Origin of the sequence: Neobacillus sp. C211, from assembly GCF_051842875.1 — a bacterium.
Taxonomy (GTDB): domain Bacteria; phylum Bacillota; class Bacilli; order Bacillales; family Cytobacillaceae; genus Neobacillus.
This window is the reverse complement of record NZ_JBPXRO010000004.1, coordinates 18,768-34,472: the sequence shown is the minus strand read 5'-3', so window position 1 is coordinate 34,472 and position 15,705 is coordinate 18,768. Positions and strand designations below refer to the sequence as shown.

13 protein-coding genes are annotated in these 15,705 nt (G+C 38.5%); all 13 read right to left on the bottom strand.

Annotated features, from left to right (window positions below):
* Positions 1–56: 56 nt before the first annotated feature.
* Positions 57–1,010 (bottom strand): VOC family protein, encoded by a 954-nt coding sequence (locus ACSU6B_RS05345; protein WP_410883386.1) that lies wholly within the window; start codon positions 1,008–1,010, stop codon positions 57–59.
* A 26-nt stretch (positions 1,011–1,036) separates the two neighbouring features.
* Positions 1,037–1,876, bottom strand: coding sequence for an alpha/beta fold hydrolase (locus ACSU6B_RS05340; protein ID WP_168242824.1), 840 nt, complete (start codon positions 1,874–1,876; stop codon positions 1,037–1,039).
* Between the two features lie 178 nt (positions 1,877–2,054).
* Positions 2,055–3,371: an MFS transporter gene (locus tag ACSU6B_RS05335; protein WP_410883384.1), complete on the bottom strand. Its 1,317-nt coding sequence runs from the start codon at positions 3,369–3,371 to the stop codon at positions 2,055–2,057.
* Positions 3,372–3,560: 189 nt separating this feature from the next.
* Entirely contained in the window at positions 3,561–5,414 is a 1,854-nt protein-coding gene (locus ACSU6B_RS05330; RefSeq protein ID WP_410883382.1) for a V4R domain-containing protein, read from the bottom strand.
* A 27-nt stretch (positions 5,415–5,441) separates the two neighbouring features.
* Positions 5,442–6,431, bottom strand: a complete 990-nt coding sequence (locus ACSU6B_RS05325) for a fumarylacetoacetate hydrolase family protein (RefSeq protein WP_410883380.1) — start codon at positions 6,429–6,431, stop codon at positions 5,442–5,444.
* Between the two features lie 109 nt (positions 6,432–6,540).
* The gene (locus ACSU6B_RS05320; RefSeq protein WP_410883378.1) at positions 6,541–7,323 is read right to left on the bottom strand and encodes a 2-keto-4-pentenoate hydratase; all 783 of its coding nucleotides are present in this window, start codon (positions 7,321–7,323) and stop codon (positions 6,541–6,543) included.
* Between the two features lie 50 nt (positions 7,324–7,373).
* Positions 7,374–7,856, bottom strand: coding sequence for a flavin reductase family protein (locus ACSU6B_RS05315; protein ID WP_410883376.1), 483 nt, complete (start codon positions 7,854–7,856; stop codon positions 7,374–7,376).
* Positions 7,857–7,913: 57 nt separating this feature from the next.
* Positions 7,914–8,867: a VOC family protein gene (locus ACSU6B_RS05310; RefSeq protein ID WP_410883374.1), complete on the bottom strand. Its 954-nt coding sequence runs from the start codon at positions 8,865–8,867 to the stop codon at positions 7,914–7,916.
* Positions 8,868–8,936: 69 nt separating this feature from the next.
* The gene (locus ACSU6B_RS05305; protein WP_410883372.1) at positions 8,937–10,130 is read right to left on the bottom strand and encodes an acyl-CoA dehydrogenase family protein; all 1,194 of its coding nucleotides are present in this window, start codon (positions 10,128–10,130) and stop codon (positions 8,937–8,939) included.
* A gap of 57 nt (positions 10,131–10,187) precedes the next feature.
* Positions 10,188–10,841, bottom strand: coding sequence for a GntR family transcriptional regulator (locus tag ACSU6B_RS05300; RefSeq protein ID WP_410883370.1), 654 nt, complete (start codon positions 10,839–10,841; stop codon positions 10,188–10,190).
* A gap of 96 nt (positions 10,842–10,937) precedes the next feature.
* Positions 10,938–11,783, bottom strand: a complete 846-nt coding sequence (locus ACSU6B_RS05295) for an alpha/beta fold hydrolase (RefSeq protein WP_410883368.1) — start codon at positions 11,781–11,783, stop codon at positions 10,938–10,940.
* Positions 11,784–12,010: 227 nt separating this feature from the next.
* The gene (locus ACSU6B_RS05290; RefSeq protein ID WP_410883366.1) at positions 12,011–13,267 is read right to left on the bottom strand and encodes an anaerobic sulfatase maturase; all 1,257 of its coding nucleotides are present in this window, start codon (positions 13,265–13,267) and stop codon (positions 12,011–12,013) included.
* A 95-nt stretch (positions 13,268–13,362) separates the two neighbouring features.
* Positions 13,363–15,666, bottom strand: coding sequence for an arylsulfatase (locus tag ACSU6B_RS05285; protein WP_410883364.1), 2,304 nt, complete (start codon positions 15,664–15,666; stop codon positions 13,363–13,365).
* Between the last annotated feature and the right edge of the window lie 39 nt (positions 15,667–15,705).

Here is a 15,705-nt window from a genome sequence, read left to right as displayed (position 1 = left end):
CTGTCCCTCGCTTTCAAAAAAGCTGACTCAAGCTATTTCCTGAGTCAGCTTATACATCACGCTTCGATCGTTGGTTTATTCAGTTCCTTATCGCTTACGGTTTCTCCCCAATAGGTGTTAGCAATCGAGTGCTCTTCCTCCGTCCACTCGACCGGTTCCCAGTCTGGTTCAAAAATTAAATAGGATCCGCTAAATAATTCCACACGGCAGCCGCTGCCAGGGTCACATACATAGAGATAAAACGCTTGAGATACCCCATGTTTACCAGGACCAATGAATTTAATGCCTTCTTCTGCAAGAATATCAGCAGCCCTTAGAATATCTTGGGCATTATCGTGCCAATAGGAAATGTGATGAAGCTGGTTCGGTGTTTCTGCTTGCGGTCTTGAAATAACTGCAATATCGTGCACTAAAGGAGTAACGCTCATCCAGCCTGCGACAGTCGTTGTTTTATGGTATTTCACATATTCACGTAGCTTAAACCCTAATTGGCTGCCTAAGTAATCGAGTATTTCACCGACATCCATGGAAGTAGCAATATTTACATGGTCAAATCTCCTTGGGGAGCAGCCGCGCGCCCATGCTTTGTACGCTTGATTTTTTAAGACAGAACGTCTTTTTTCATCTGCTTTAGGTTTTTCTACATCATAGTAAATTTCAAAAGAATGCTGGCTTGGCAGTTTAAAGCGTATCGCCCTTCCTTGTCCGGCTTCTTCGCCCGCTTCAATCCAGTTAACCTCTGTTCCGGCTTTTTCAAGCAGCTGGGCAAATCCTTCCACATCTTCCGGTCGTTTCGTTCTCCATCCAATATGATCAACGTACCCTTTCTCTCCTGCTGTTAATGAGAGGGAATGATGTTCAAAGTCGCCCCATGCACGTAAGTAATAGGTTCCGTTTTTTTCTTCTGTTACTTCTAATCCAATGACATCCCTGAAAAACCATAATGATTTTTCCAAATCCGGTGTGACGAGTGCTACATGTCCTAACTTTGCAATCTCTGGTAAAGTCATCTTTATACCTCCGCTCCTAATGTTTTTTAGATTGTACTAGAGAAATAGTTTTGAATTAAATTATTAAAACTTTCTTGGTTCTCAATTTGCGTCCAGTGGCCGCATTGACCGTATACATGCAATTGAACATTCTGGAGATGTGAGAGTAGGTAATAGCTAGATTCAACTGAGCAAACCATGTCATCACGGCCATGAACAAGTAAGATTGGGTTTTGGATCCGTTTAAGTGCTGTTACTGGCACAGGGACAGCTGCTGTTGCAAAGATGGATTCGTTGGAAAGATGTATTTCTGGACGCATCGCTGTCTCATATCGCGTAGCAGCAAGTGAGTCAATTTCTGGGGCAAGTTTTTCCACATCATACACGAACCAGCCCATAATTTGACGCATTTTCTTTTCAGATGGATTGTCGTAGAAGCCCTTTGCCCGAGCTAGTTCAGGACTTAGCTTTGTATTCGGTGTCCCTCCAGGTCCCATTAAGACAACCCGGCCAAAACGTTCAGGATATTCTAGTAATAGTTCCAATGCAATGGAACAGCCTAACGAATTCCCAACCACGTGAGCCTTTTGTATCCCGTAGCGATCCAGCAGTTCAATCAGCTGATTTACCCAAAGGTCCATCCATCCCTGTCTGTTCTTTGGAGTTGACTCAGGATGTCCACTCTGTCCGAAACCAAGCAGGTCTGGAGCAATACAGTCATATGTTTCACCGCATGCATTTAATGCATATCGCCAGTTAGCCCATGCGAAAACACCTGGTCCTGAGCCATGTAAGAATAATATCGTTTCAGAATTCCCCTCACCCGAGCGATTTACAAATGTTTCAAAGTTATCCGTTTTAACTAATTGTTGAGTAATGTTTGCCATTATGAAATTCTCCTCCTTCTGTAAAAAAACAATCATGGGAACATCCAATAGAATGTAACCCTTTTCATCTCTTTATATTTTAACCCTACCTAAATTTTAGAAAATTCAATAATTTTAATCTAGAGAAAAAATCATCTGACTTCCTACTATTTTTAGGTAGTTTTTATTGGTTTTTTAATTATATTTCTACGACTATTTTATCTTCCATTTCATTCTGATCTTTCTTCGCTAATTTAAGTGATGTGAGTGTGATTAAACTGATAAGCAGGAATCCAGCTATGATAAGCATCGCTTGATTAAAATTGAAAACACCCATTATATATGGACCAACGAAACCGCCTAATGAGGAAAGAGTGCTTACTAAAGCAATGCCAACAGGTGCAGTAGATTCAGAGAAGAAGAATGTGATATATGCATAAAAAGTACCTGATATACCATATAAACCAGCGGAAGTAATGGAGAGCATTAAGACCATAAGTGGAACGCTTGATACAAATGCACAGCCAATGAATCCAACCATGGCAATAAACACACTTGCTCCTAAATGCAATTTGTGTGAGTTCGTTCTATCTGCATTCCATCCTGTAAAAAGAATCGACGGAATCGCAACAATCGATGGAATCATCGCTAACCAGCCAATTTGTAAGTTCGTCGTTGAAGATGAAGACAAAGATTTAATAATGGTTGGCATCCAATAGGAAAGTGCATTTACTGCGATAAAACCAGCGATATTAAATAAAGCTAATTTCCACAATTTTGACTCTTTCAACATGCCGAGATGGGAGGTTTTATTTAACTTGGCACTTAATTTTCGTTCCTTGGCTAATTCTCCCTCAAGCCAGGTTTTTTCTTCTGCCGTTAACCATTTTGCGTTAGCAGGTTTATTGGTCAAATAAAACATAACGACAATACCTAAAAGAACAGCTGGTATGCCTTCTAAGATAAACATCCATCTCCAACCCGCTAAACCACTCCATGTGATTGTATCCATAATCCATGTAGACAACGGAGCACCGATCAACGCACTTAATGGCAAGGCAACAAAAAAGAGCGCTGTTGCTTTCCCGCGTTCACGTGCCCTGAACCAAAAAGTTAAATATAGTATGATCCCTGGGACAAATCCCGCTTCAGCTGCACCCAGTAAAAAGCGTAATATATATAAGTGAGTTGCTGATTGGATAAAGCCTTGTAACACAACGACAATTCCCCAAGTAATCATAATACGGGCAATCCACAACCGTGCCCCCACCTTATTCAAAATCATATTACTAGGAACTTCAAAGAGGAAATAACTGAGAAAAAATAGACCAGACAACAAGCCAAATACTTCAGCTGTTAATGACAAATCCGCATTCATCTGTAAGGCTGCATAACCCATATTGACTCGGTCTAAAAAGGCAACCACATACAAAAGCAAAATAAATGGTAAAATTCTCTTCATTGTTTTCTTCACCGTGCTTTTTTCAATCAGATTAATAGATTGTCCTTGATTCAAATTAATTCCTCCCTATAAATAGCTTGTATTTGAAAGTGCTTACATTTTTACATTTTAGAAAATTCTGTATATTGTATCTAGAGTAAAAACTGTTGGAATTTACGCTATTTTCAAGTTGTTTTTGTTGGTTTTTATCCAATGACGAACTCCATAAATAAGAGCAATCCGATTAGGACTGCCCTTAGTTGTTTATATTTTTAACTCTCCCAATGCCATCAGTGAGTCAAGAATTAGCAAGAGCTGATAGCTTTGGGAAGAATCCCGCAAATCTTTATTGATGAGCGTTTCAATCTTATTGATTCGATACATTAGACCACTCATAGATAAGGAAAGATCATCCATCGTCTGCTGAAGTTTTCCACCATTGGATAAAAAGACATAGAGTGTTTTCAGTAACTCTTTTTGTTTCACATCATTTAATTTATATAGTGGTCCTAATTCTTGTTTTGCAATTTTCTTAATCCCGCTTACATTTTTTGAATTTATTAGGACACCAACTATCCCTAGATCTTTATAACCATTAATTTTTTTATCTGTGGACATCCGTAAGGCAATTAATGCCTCTTCGAAATAATCCAATATACTCTCAATATCCTCGGATTTATCGCTTATCCCGACTTTATATTGATAAGATGAATACGTTGTTTCAATATGTTTCAGGATTTTTTCCATTATAGCGATAATATTTGCTGTTTCGGGTATGAGCATTATAATCTGACCCTCATACTGACCAATTAACGCTTTATATCCTTGGATATCGAGATACTTGGCAATGGTCTCTAATATTTGGTCATGGTGATCAAAGCTATTCTGGGTTGTCTTTCCCTTTTCTTTATAATCAATAGCGGCAATATAAAAAGGGTTCTCAAGGTTAAGGCCCATATGCCGGCCACGCTTGATAATTTCCTCCTTGGAGGAAAATTGACCCTTAAGGATTTGTTCTAAAAAATACCCCTTCATTTTTTCAACTGCTTCAAAACTTGTTTTTTCGTTTAAAAGGTACAATGAGGCGGCATTGGCAACCCTCTCAATAAACATAACATCCGTTTCCGCGCTTTTCCCTAGTTCATTTATATAAAAAAAGGTACAATATCCGATTACTTTTTTTTGGACAATAATAGGGGTAATTAAACGTTCCTGATTTTCTGTCTTTATTCTAGTCGTTTCATTAAATAATGGCAGCAGGTTGTGATTATTTCTATTTTTTCGAATTAAATTCTCTTTTAGGTTGTTATTAAGACTAATATATTGCTCTTCTTCCAGCCCTGAGTAAACAATTTTTTGGAAGCTTAAATCTTCAATAGAAATTGGGATTCTCAATAATTTAAAAGTGCTATCAGCAATATCCTGAAGATTGCTTCCATTCGAAACACTTTCTGTTAATTTCTTATGAAATTTAGATACGGTTTCGATAAAATTCCTCTGCTCTAACAATTGCTCATAAGTATACTCCAGTTCATCAATGATATTACTTTCATGATAGAATTTAAGTTCCTCTTGAATTTCATTTCCCCAATCCTCTTGCAGTCTTGCTTCGAAGCAGCATTCAGCATCTCCCATAGCAATACAGCTAATTTCCTTAACAATGACACTCTTCCTGCAGACAGTTGACATATAACCGCTTGCATATCCTGTCAAGGTATGACATACCGGTGCTTCTGATTGGCCATGGTGCTTGATATGCTCCATTGCTTCAAATGAGTCAATCCATTTTCCTTTGCCAAGGATCGATTTAATGGTTTCTGAATCACTCATTTCGATTATTCTTTCGGACTTCATGTCTCTAAAATGTCCCGTGCTTAAATGAAGAATCGATGCTTGATTAAGAAGGTCATTGATCGATGAACTTGTTTTCATTGCTTCTTCTGCATCACTAACACCTAAATTCCAACCATAACGAAGTAGAAACCCTTTTGCTCTTTTAGTCCCTAGATTCTCTATTAATCCTTTCCTTAGGAGTCCAAAAGCAGCAGAAGTTGAAAGGATTTTTTTATTTCTATCTTCTGTGGAGTTAGGTTTATATGATTGGGCTAAGTTACTCAATATTAATTCCCCCTCTCAATTTAAGGGTTAAAAGGAGTTTACATGGCTTTTCTTTATACTTGGAACGACTTTATTTATTTGTTCGCCAAGATCGATTAATCCATTTGAACTACGAATTTGGCAGCGAATGACATCGCCGTCCTTCAGGTATTTGCCGCTGATTAATTGTCCTTCTTCAAGTAAATCCAACTTTTGTTGATAAGGAATAGCCATGTTTGATAAAAGTTCCAATACTTGCGGAGTTAGATTTAGAGCAACCCCGCCTGCAGTTCCAGTAACAATCAGATCCCCTGGGGATAAATCCATAATTCCCGAGAGCTCTGTAAGGGTTTCTGCCGGTTTGTAAAGCAGTTGATTTGAATTGGCAGATTGCCTTAATTCATCATTCACCCAGAGATTTAACTCAAGATCATGAAGCAATGGCAGCTCTTCCTTGTCAAGCAAATAAAGATAAGGACCTGTTGGACAAAAAGTTCGGTAGCTCTTACCTTTCAACCATTGCCCCTCTGAAAGCTGAACATCCCGCGCAGAAACATCATTAACAATCACGAGCCCGGCGATATACTGATGAAGGTTTTCGTCAGTTATATCTGACGCCTCTGAGATTTCTGTTCCAATTACGAGACCAAGCTCCAATTCATAATCTAGTAGTTTAACATCGCGCGGCCTTATAATTTCGCTAGTGGCGCCGCAAAGGGAACTGTCAGCTTTGCTAAAAATCATATTAAATGGAGCTCGTGCAGCTTCCATTCCCGTCTCAGCACGATGCTCTGAGTAATTGACTCCCTGACAAACGATTCGTGCTGGCTTTGTCACTGGACTCAAAATGGATACTTCATTGAATGAAACAGATTCTGTATGATCTTGTGCCTTGATAGTACGTGCTTCTTCTTTCCCATGCACCAAAAAACCAGCTAAACTTTGGTATGTACCTGATAAAAGGAGGATTTGATCTCCTGATATAACTCCCCATTGCTCTTTTTGTTTATGTTCAAATCTAACAACTTTAATACCCATTTTATCTCCCCCTCATTTTATGAAAATTTATTTTCTTACAATAAAGACTCCTCACATAGCGATATACAAGGAGTCTTCAAACATAATTTGTACTAGTGTTTTTTTATTTTCAACGGTTTTTTTTAAAACTCGCTGAAACTGAACCCATATGTTCGAATTCTGCTGTGAATGTATCCCCATCCTCTATGACTATCGCCTTTGAAAGAGCTCCAGCAAGAATAACTTCACCAGCATATAGAGAGATACCGTAATTACCTAGGGCATTAGCAAGCCAGGCAATGGCTTGAGCAGGATTCCCCATTATAGCCGCACTTACAGCAGAGTCCAAAAATTCATTATTCCTAAATACATTCATGCCAATTTTGGTGAGGTCAAGTCTATCTATCTTAGCAGTTGTTTTGCCGATAACCGCCCCTGCTGAAGAGCCATTGTCTGCTACCGTATCTTCGAACTTAATTTGCCAGTCTCTAATCCGACTGTCAATAATTTCGAGTGCCGGTACAATGTAATCTGTAGCTTCGATGACGTCATTCATTGTTACTCCAGGACCCCTTAAATCTTTTTTTAAGACAAAGGCGATTTCGAATTCAATCTTTGGCTGGATGAACTGATTTAGTCCAATCGTCTCTCCATCCTCATAGATCATGTCATTAAGAAGGTGCCCATAATCAGGCTCGTTCACATTAAACATATCCTGCATTGCTTTACTTGTGAGACCGATTTTTTTCCCAACAATTACTGCACCTTTATCCACTTTATGATGAATTTGGTGCAGCTGAATTTGGTAGGCTTCATCCACAGAAATTTCTTCTGTGGATGAAGTAAAGGGAGCAATCGGCTGTTTCTCACTTTCCGCTTCCATTACTGCTGTAGCAGCTTTTTGAATATCCATTACCATTGCTCCTTTATGTCGATGCTATTAAAGCATGGTTGTGATTTTTTTTAATTCGATGTAACAGTTGATTCCTCTAATAAAGTACGATAGCGTCCGCTATAAAAAAGAAGTGGTTCAGCATCTTCAAGCTTAATAGCAGTCACCTTGCCGATAAAAAGGGTATGATCTCCTTCTACGTGCTCAGCAGATACTTCACAGGCAATTTGGGCGACGGCACCAGCTAATACTGGTTTCCCATCAAGACGATCAAAAATGACTTCCCGTGGCTCTTTTATTTGTCCAGCAAAAATCATTGAAAGTTCCTGTTGATCTGCAGCTAAAATATTGACTGAAAATGTTTGACTTTGTTTTATTTTCTCAAGGATTTTAGCTTTTTCCCCAATCGAGATTACAACTAGCTTTGGACTTAGTGACACGGACATGAAGGCATTTGCAGTCATTCCATGCACATCACCCTCGACATCTGTTGCAATAACGGTTACACCTGTTGCAAATTTCCCCATTGCGGTTCTAAATAATCGATCATCCATTCTTATGACCCCTTTCTGCTTTTCCGAATATGTTATCTTAAGTTATCTATTAATCTCTTATGCTTCGATCGTCGGATTGTTTTCTGGTAGTGTGTCCGTTTGGTCACCCCAGAAGGTAAAACCAACATCCATTTCATCCAAAGTCCACACGATAGGCTCCCAGTCTGGTTCAAAGATTAAATACCCATTGGTGAACAATTCCAAGCGGACTCCGCTGCCTGGATCGACAACGTAAATGTACATAGCTTGCGAAATACCGTGCTTACCAGGACCTTTAAACTTTATCCCATTTTCAGCTAAGATATCTGCCGCCCGAAGAAGATCTTGGGCATTATCAAGCCAGTAAGACAAATGGTGTATTTGATGTGTCGATGGTGAAAATGGATCATGGCTTACTGCGATATCATGCACCAATGGTGTGACACTTAACCAGGCACCAATTAAAGATTCATCTGGAGCTTGAACACATTCCCTCATTTTAAAACCTAGCTTTTCTATTAAATAATCAGAAATGACATTTGCCTTTAATGATGATAGGAGATTAACATGGTCTATTCTTCGTGGTGATACGCCTCGTGCCCATGATTTATACGTCTGATTCTTTAATACCGACCGTTTGGACGGCTCTGCTAATGTTTTTTCCATGTCATAATAAATTTCAAAGCGATGCTCACTTGGTAATTGAAAGCGAAGAGCTCTGCCTTGGCCCGCTTCTACACCAGCTTCAACCCAATTTACTTCTGTCCCTGCTTCCTTTAGCAACTGGGCAAATCCTTCAACATCTTCAGGTCGTTTTGTCCGCCAGGCAATGTGGTCTACATACGACTTCTCACCTGCAGTAATTGAAAGCGTATGATGTTCAAAATCACCCCATGCACGTAGATAATGTGTTCCGTTAACTACCTCTGTTTCTTCAAGACCAATTAGTTCTTTAAAGAACCATAGTGATTTTTCAAGATCTGTTGATACTAAAGCAACGTGCCCTAATTTTGCGATTTCTGGTAAACTCATAGCTTATACCTCCCTATTTTCCTTAAATTTAATAATCCACACGTAATCGCTTACATTCATTTCGATTTGTTACACAAAATAAGTGTTCGGTTCTTGACCGCACAATACTCTTCCATACGTTTCAATTAAACTAGTTGGTGTGATAAACCCATGTAAATGCATGGTTAGGAAATCACGATAGACTCTTTGAATCGGATTTGTTTCGTAAGTAAACATAGATCCCACTCCAGCTACAAGCAGATCAATCGCTTCTTTACATAATTGGTTTACATAACCAAAGTCTGCTTTTATTTTGACAATTTCATTTTTATCCAATACCTGTCCACGCTCGGCATAGGAATCAATTTTATCTACAGCTCGATAAAGATGCATCTCAGCTGAATCAATTTTCAGCTGTGCTTGGGCCACCTGGTGATGGGTTATAGGTGCTTCAGCTTGTTTGTTATAGAAGGTATTTCCTATCCCTGCCTTTGGAAGCCTTTCCATAAATAAATCCATTGCGGCCTTTGCGAGTCCCAACGCAGGTGCTACAATCGACAAGGTTAGCGAAGGTACAAAGGAAGACCTGTATAAGGCCACTTCTTTTAGCGGCTCAATGAGGTACTCGCCTTTACTTGCGAGACGATCTAATGAAACACGGTGATCTGGTACAAACACATTTTTAATATGACAGCTATTACTGCCCGATCCCTTTAAGCCCATTACATACCAGTCGTCAAGGACCTCTAATTCGTCGCGAGGAATAACCATAATGGCCATTTCTACGCCGCCGTTTTCATCGAAGATTGGAAACCCAAAGTAACACCAGTCAGCATGTGGACTTCCTGAAACGAATGGCCATTGTGCTTCCTCGATATAATAGCCGCCATCTACCTTTTTAATGTCACATTTAATTGGTTTAAAGTTCCCAGCTAATACTACATCTTCCCCTTTTTTGTAAATTTCGCTTAATGCTTTTTCTCCAAACGTATATGAAATCATATAATCCCTAATATTACTAAGTGCGACAAACCAGCCTGCCGACCCGTTTCCACGAGATATTTCAGTAACAACCTCTGTATAGGTACGCATATCCGTTTGATAACCGCCAAATAGATGTGGACGTAATACTTTTAACGTACCTTCATTTTGCAAATCATCAATAATCGCTTTAGGTAAGGAATTAGTCTTTTCTATTTCTTCCCCATATTCACGTAATTTTGGAATCAGAGATCGGGCCTTTTCTACCAATTCTTTCTTTGTGTCCAACACGCTTTGTTCCATTCGATTACCCCCCGCAATAATAGTGGTAGTTCCTTCTTTCATTAGCCATGGAAATTTTTAGTTAAACACACGTTGGTTTAAATCAATGTCCTGATATTTTTCTCCTACTAACTTAGCTACTCGACGCATATGTTTTTCCATTAATCTTTTGGCCATTTTACTGTCCTTTTCTCGTAGACTATAAAAAATGATCCAATGCTCCGTTTGAGACTGTTTCCGACGTTCATCCGTGAATAATTCTTCCGGGTTTCCTACAAAATTCAGGTAGTCCCAAAGTGTCTTCGCGAGATTAAAGGTATAAGTTAACTTGGAGGCTTCATAAATAGTGCGATGAAAATCAATATTTAAGCTAGAGTATTCATCAGCTGATATCCTGGTATTATCCATTTTTGTTAAGATTTCTTCCAAAAAACAAAATTTTTCTTCGTTCAGATTTAATGCAGCCTGCTCAGTCATTAATGCATCTAAATTGGCACAAACCAATAATCGTTCTAAAACCTCTTCTGGGTCGGGTCTTTTTACGAAGACACCAACTTGTGGAATAATTGTGAGAAACCCTTCCTGTTCAAGCTTTGATAATGCCTTGTGGACGGGTGTCCGGCTCATATTTAGTTTTTCGGTAATCTCATTCACATTTATCGAGGTTTCTGGTTCCCAGATTCCTTCAATAATTAATCTTTTAATATAGCGATAAGCCTTATCAATTTTCATATTATACACCTGCTATTTTCTAGGATTAGTTATCCCTATAATATGTTAATTCGCTAGCGAGTGTCTATTATCCACTTAAGGTATACTAGATTTTGTTTATAGGTAACCATTGAAAAAATCAGATGTTAGTTTGATAAATCTTTCTTTTTGCTCCACTTGTGCCCAATGTCCGCATTGCTTAAAGATATGAAGTTGTGCATTTGGCAAATAGTCCATGACGTAAAGGCTGCTTTGGAGTGGTACAAAACGGTCAGCATGTCCGTGAATAAGTAAAATAGAATGGTCCATTTGTTTAAGTGCTGAAGGCGGGACAAGCATATCAGATAAATGAGATTTCGAAAAATTCTCTTCGTAAGATCTGCGAACTTCCGGCTTTAAAAATAACTCTAATCGTTCTGCAACAATCTTTTCCAGTTCATCTTCTAGGATACTTTTATCATATAAAAACCAACTTAATAAATTTTTAAATGCAACTGGATCTGGGTCCTTGTGAAAGTTTGCTAGTTTTGCAAGTTCTGGGGTTGGTTCTGTTAAACCGCCGCCAGCACCCATCAATACTACTTTATCAAATCGATCCGGTGCATACATGAGCAGGTGAAGGGCAATGACACCACCGAGGGAATTTCCCACTAAATGGGCTTTTTCAACCCCCAAATTATCCATTAATGTTAACACTTGCTTGAGTCTCTCGTTCATCCATTCCACACCATTTTTAGGATAGGTCTCAGGATGATCGGTATTGCCAAAACCGAAAATATCAAGTGCCACTACGTGAAATTTCTCATTAAAATGTGGTAATATGTGCTGCCAGTTTGATTTAGCACTTACCCCTGGTCCGCTTCCATGAAGAAAGATGATTGTTTCAGAGGAGTTGTCACCACCTTCATGGATAAAGGTTTGATAATTTCCTGTTTGAACCTTCTTTGTTTCAACTGCTGTCATATTCGTTACCCTCACTTTGTAAAAATAATTTTAAAGTTGCATTGATTTCCTTCTCTGAAATTCTAGTACGGGGTATCAACTACATTTATAGTGGTTAAATTGGTAATAAAAGCGCTTTCTTTAACTAACTATAATTTTACATTGGTTTATTTAACCTTGTCAATAAATTCTGAATATTTTTTTAAAAGCTAAATAGTTTTATAATCACCGAGGGAATTATTTTAGTATCACCCTTTTATGATTAGAGGTCTTTTAATAACTTCCATTATTTCAGACGCTGGTAAGCCGTTTTCAATCAGTTGAACCATTACTTTCATATATCGATGAATATGGTTAAAATATTTTTTATATCCAGCACACAAATAGTTTAATCCTTGCTCACCATCAAGAGTTTGAAGAAAGCGGTGTTTTGGACACTCTCCGTTGCACGCAAAACGTACTTCACATGTTTTGCAGTAATTCGGAAGAGAGGATTTTTTATTTTCCCCAAATGCTCTTTGTTTGTTAGATTCAATCATTTCAACAAATGTATTGTCGAAAATATTCCCCAGTTGGTATTCAGGATACATAAAATGATCACACGAATACACATCTCCATTGTGTTCAACCATCGCAGCCCTTCCACAAGTTTCTGCAAATATACAAGTTGTTGATGGGAGTCCAAGCCAAGAGGTAAGAGCTTGTTCAAAATTCATTACAAGAATTTTTCCTACATCCTTTCTTACCCACTCTTCAAAAATAGTGATAAGAAAGTCACCATACTTCTCTGCTTCTACCGTCCAAGTGGAAACAGCTTGCTGTGTTTCTTCCTGATTTACGGAAGGTGGTGTGGCATGTCGAAGCCCAATTTTTTTGGCTTCCATATCCGGCATTCGTTCAACAATAGGAATGAATTGAATGAACTCTACTCCTTCCTCTTTAAAGAAATGATAGATTTCAAGAGGATACTTAGAAGAATACTTTGTCACACAGACTAACACATTAAAATTCACCGTATATTTTTTTAATAGACGCAAAGCTTTCTGAACCTTATGGAATGTTGGTTTCCCTCCACGGTCAACTCTATATTCATTATGAATGTATTCCGGACCATCAAGACTAAGGCCTACAAGGAATTTATGTTTTGCCAGAAATTGACACCATTCTTCATTTAAAAGTGTACCATTCGTTTGCAGAGAGTTGGTGATTCTTTTCCCGCTACCATACTTCTTTTGCAATTCAATCACTTTCTTATAAAAATCAAGACCCATTAAGGTGGGTTCCCCCCCCTGCCAAACGAACGGAATTTCATTAACATCTTGCGATTTTATGTATTGCTGAATAAACTCCTCTAACGTTTCATCTGACATCCGAAAACGACTTTTTTCGGAAAAGAAAGCTTCTTTCTCTGTATAAAAACAATAATGGCAATCAAGATTACAAATTGGACCTGATGGTTTGGCTAGAATATAAAATCCTTTTGTTTGTTCATAGGTTTTCTCCATTTTTATTCTCCTTCGTTTCTTAGAATATAAGCCAGTAACCCCATTGGCACTGGCTTATATTTCTTTCTTTATTTACTTAATCGCATTTCATTTTTCTACTTCAATTCATAGACGACTTTTTCAATCTTTCCTGAAAATTCGAACGTTCCTTCATTTTGGTAGGCTGGGCTTACAGAATAGAGTGTATCCTTACCGATATCCAATCCTTCGAAGGCAATTTTATATTGATGTGTTTTGTCAATACTACCTTCTCCGACTTTCTGTCCATTAATATATAGACTTCCAATACCTTTGTTGGCTTCAGTTTTACTAAACTCAAACCGGATTGTTGATTTTCCTACAGGCACATCTTCTTTCGATTCAATTCGATAAACAGCATTTCCCATGTTGTATTCATAAACTAGCTTGTAATTTTTTATATATAACGTATAACCACTCTCATAACCTCCTAAAGCAACGAGGACGCCATCATCGGTTGCGCTGTCACGTTCAATTGGGGCCGTGATGGAATAGGTACGGTTAATAATGAATGGTGAAGCTGACTCTGATAAACGGGACATTCCAGGGTAAAATGTAAAGGTATTTCTTGCACGGATGGAATCCGCAGGGATAGTTAAAAATCCTTCTCCAGCGATATCTGTCATTGGATATACTCCATATTTCCTTGCTTCCTCCTCCCATAACCTCTTCAGTTCATTTACCTTTTCTGGGAATTTTACCGCAAGGTCATTTGTTTCAGAAAAGTCTTCTGCTACATGGTAAAGCTGCCAGATATCCTTTTCATAAGGGTCTCCTTTCTTATGGAGTGTTAACGCTTTCCAACCGTCATGATATATGGCCCGCTGCCCGTTATTTTCAAAATACTGTGTTTTCTTTCCTAATGATTTGGAACTTTTAAATGAATCGGCAAAACTCTTGCCTTGAAGGCCCATTTGCTTTACTCCCTTTATCTCCTTAGGTATATCAATTCCTAATACATCATAAACAGTGGGAGTGATATCACTTACATGTACATACTGATTGCGAATCGCTCCTTTATCTTTAATCACCTTTGGATAATAAACAATCAGCGGTGTATGAATTCCTGCTTCAAAGGTTGTAGCTTTATAGAATTTAAAAGGGGTATTACTTACTTGAGCCCAGCCAGTCGGAGATTCTGCTCCTGCTCGTTCACTTCCTATATCGTCGATATGCTTAACAACATCTTCTAATTTTTCAGGTACATCGTTATATGGGAGTGTATGATTAATCGATCCTGTATTTTTCCCCATGGAGCTGGTACCGTTGTCTGATAAGAAGACAATCATTGTATTTTCCAATTCCCCGACGGCGCGTAATTTCTCAATAAAGCGGCCAATTTGCTCATCGGTATGCGTCAAAAAGCCTGCGTATGTTTCTTGGAAACGGATAAACGCTTTTTTCTCATCATTAGTAAGTTGCTCCCACGGCTTAATTCCTGGGTTAAGTCCAGGTAATTTAGTGTCTTTTGGAATAATCCCTAATTGTTTCTGTTTATTAAACCTTTCTTCCCGGATTTTATCCCAGCCTTTGTCATATACCCCTTTATACATATCGATATATTTCTTTGGAACTTGAACTGGTTGGTGCTGTGCACCAAAAGATAAGTATAGGAAAAATGGTTTTTCTGGATTCACTGAAGATTGGTCGGTTACATATTGATTGGCTCGATCCACTATATCCTCAGAGAAATGATAGTTTTCCTTCTTAGGTACATCAACCGGACTGTTATCCTGTATTAATTCTGGTCTATATTGATCACCAGAGTCCTCAAGAAAACCGTAGAAGCGGTCAAAGCCTTTGCCTAGCGGCCAATTTTCATAAGGGCCAGCAGGAGTTACTTGGTGGGAAGGGGATAAGTGCCATTTCCCTAATGCGTAATTATTGTAGCTATTTTCACTAAGAACTTCAGCAATCGTTCCCGCTTCCGGATAGATTCTGCCACGTTTGTTTTCAAATTCAGGGCCCATATCAAAATTGGCTACTGTTGACATTCCTATATCATGTGGATTCCGTCCTGTAAGTAAAGCTGCACGGGTTGGTGAACACACCGGCGTTACATGCGAATTGTTATAACGAAGTCCGTTTTCCGCTAACCAATCTAAGTTAGGCGTTTTGACTTCGGATCCATAGCTTCCAATATCTGAAAAACCAGAATCGTCTAAGACAATATACACAATATTTGGTTTGGGTGAGTCCTCACCTTCTTTTTGCTGGCTTTTTTGTTTTTGTTCATTTGTTTTCTGCTTTAAAACCTCTGCTTTTACTTCCTGACCAGTAATATTTTTATAGGAACACCCTGAAAGTAGTGCTAATGCAGAAGCTACCGCAGTCAGCTTTTGAAATGGTAACTTATTAAGTACTTTTAAACCTTTATCCAATGTATCTCCTCCTCCTCAAATCTCTCATAGTGACAAATA

Bases quoted from the DNA above. Each gene is read 5' to 3' on its own strand.
- ACSU6B_RS05345 (WP_410883386.1), bottom strand. From the start codon at position 1,010: ATGACTTTACCAGAGATTGCAAAGTTAGGACATGTAGCACTCGTCACA.
- ACSU6B_RS05340 (WP_168242824.1), bottom strand. From the start codon at position 1,876: ATGGCAAACATTACTCAACAATTAGTTAAAACGGATAACTTTGAAACA.
- ACSU6B_RS05325 (WP_410883380.1), bottom strand. From the start codon at position 6,431: ATGGGTATTAAAGTTGTTAGATTTGAACATAAACAAAAAGAGCAATGG.
- ACSU6B_RS05320 (WP_410883378.1), bottom strand. From the start codon at position 7,323: ATGGATATTCAAAAAGCTGCTACAGCAGTAATGGAAGCGGAAAGTGAG.
- ACSU6B_RS05315 (WP_410883376.1), bottom strand. From the start codon at position 7,856: ATGGATGATCGATTATTTAGAACCGCAATGGGGAAATTTGCAACAGGT.
- ACSU6B_RS05310 (WP_410883374.1), bottom strand. From the start codon at position 8,867: ATGAGTTTACCAGAAATCGCAAAATTAGGGCACGTTGCTTTAGTATCA.
- ACSU6B_RS05305 (WP_410883372.1), bottom strand. From the start codon at position 10,130: ATGGAACAAAGCGTGTTGGACACAAAGAAAGAATTGGTAGAAAAGGCC.
- ACSU6B_RS05300 (WP_410883370.1), bottom strand. From the start codon at position 10,841: ATGAAAATTGATAAGGCTTATCGCTATATTAAAAGATTAATTATTGAA.
- ACSU6B_RS05295 (WP_410883368.1), bottom strand. From the start codon at position 11,783: ATGACAGCAGTTGAAACAAAGAAGGTTCAAACAGGAAATTATCAAACC.
- ACSU6B_RS05290 (WP_410883366.1), bottom strand. From the start codon at position 13,267: ATGGAGAAAACCTATGAACAAACAAAAGGATTTTATATTCTAGCCAAA.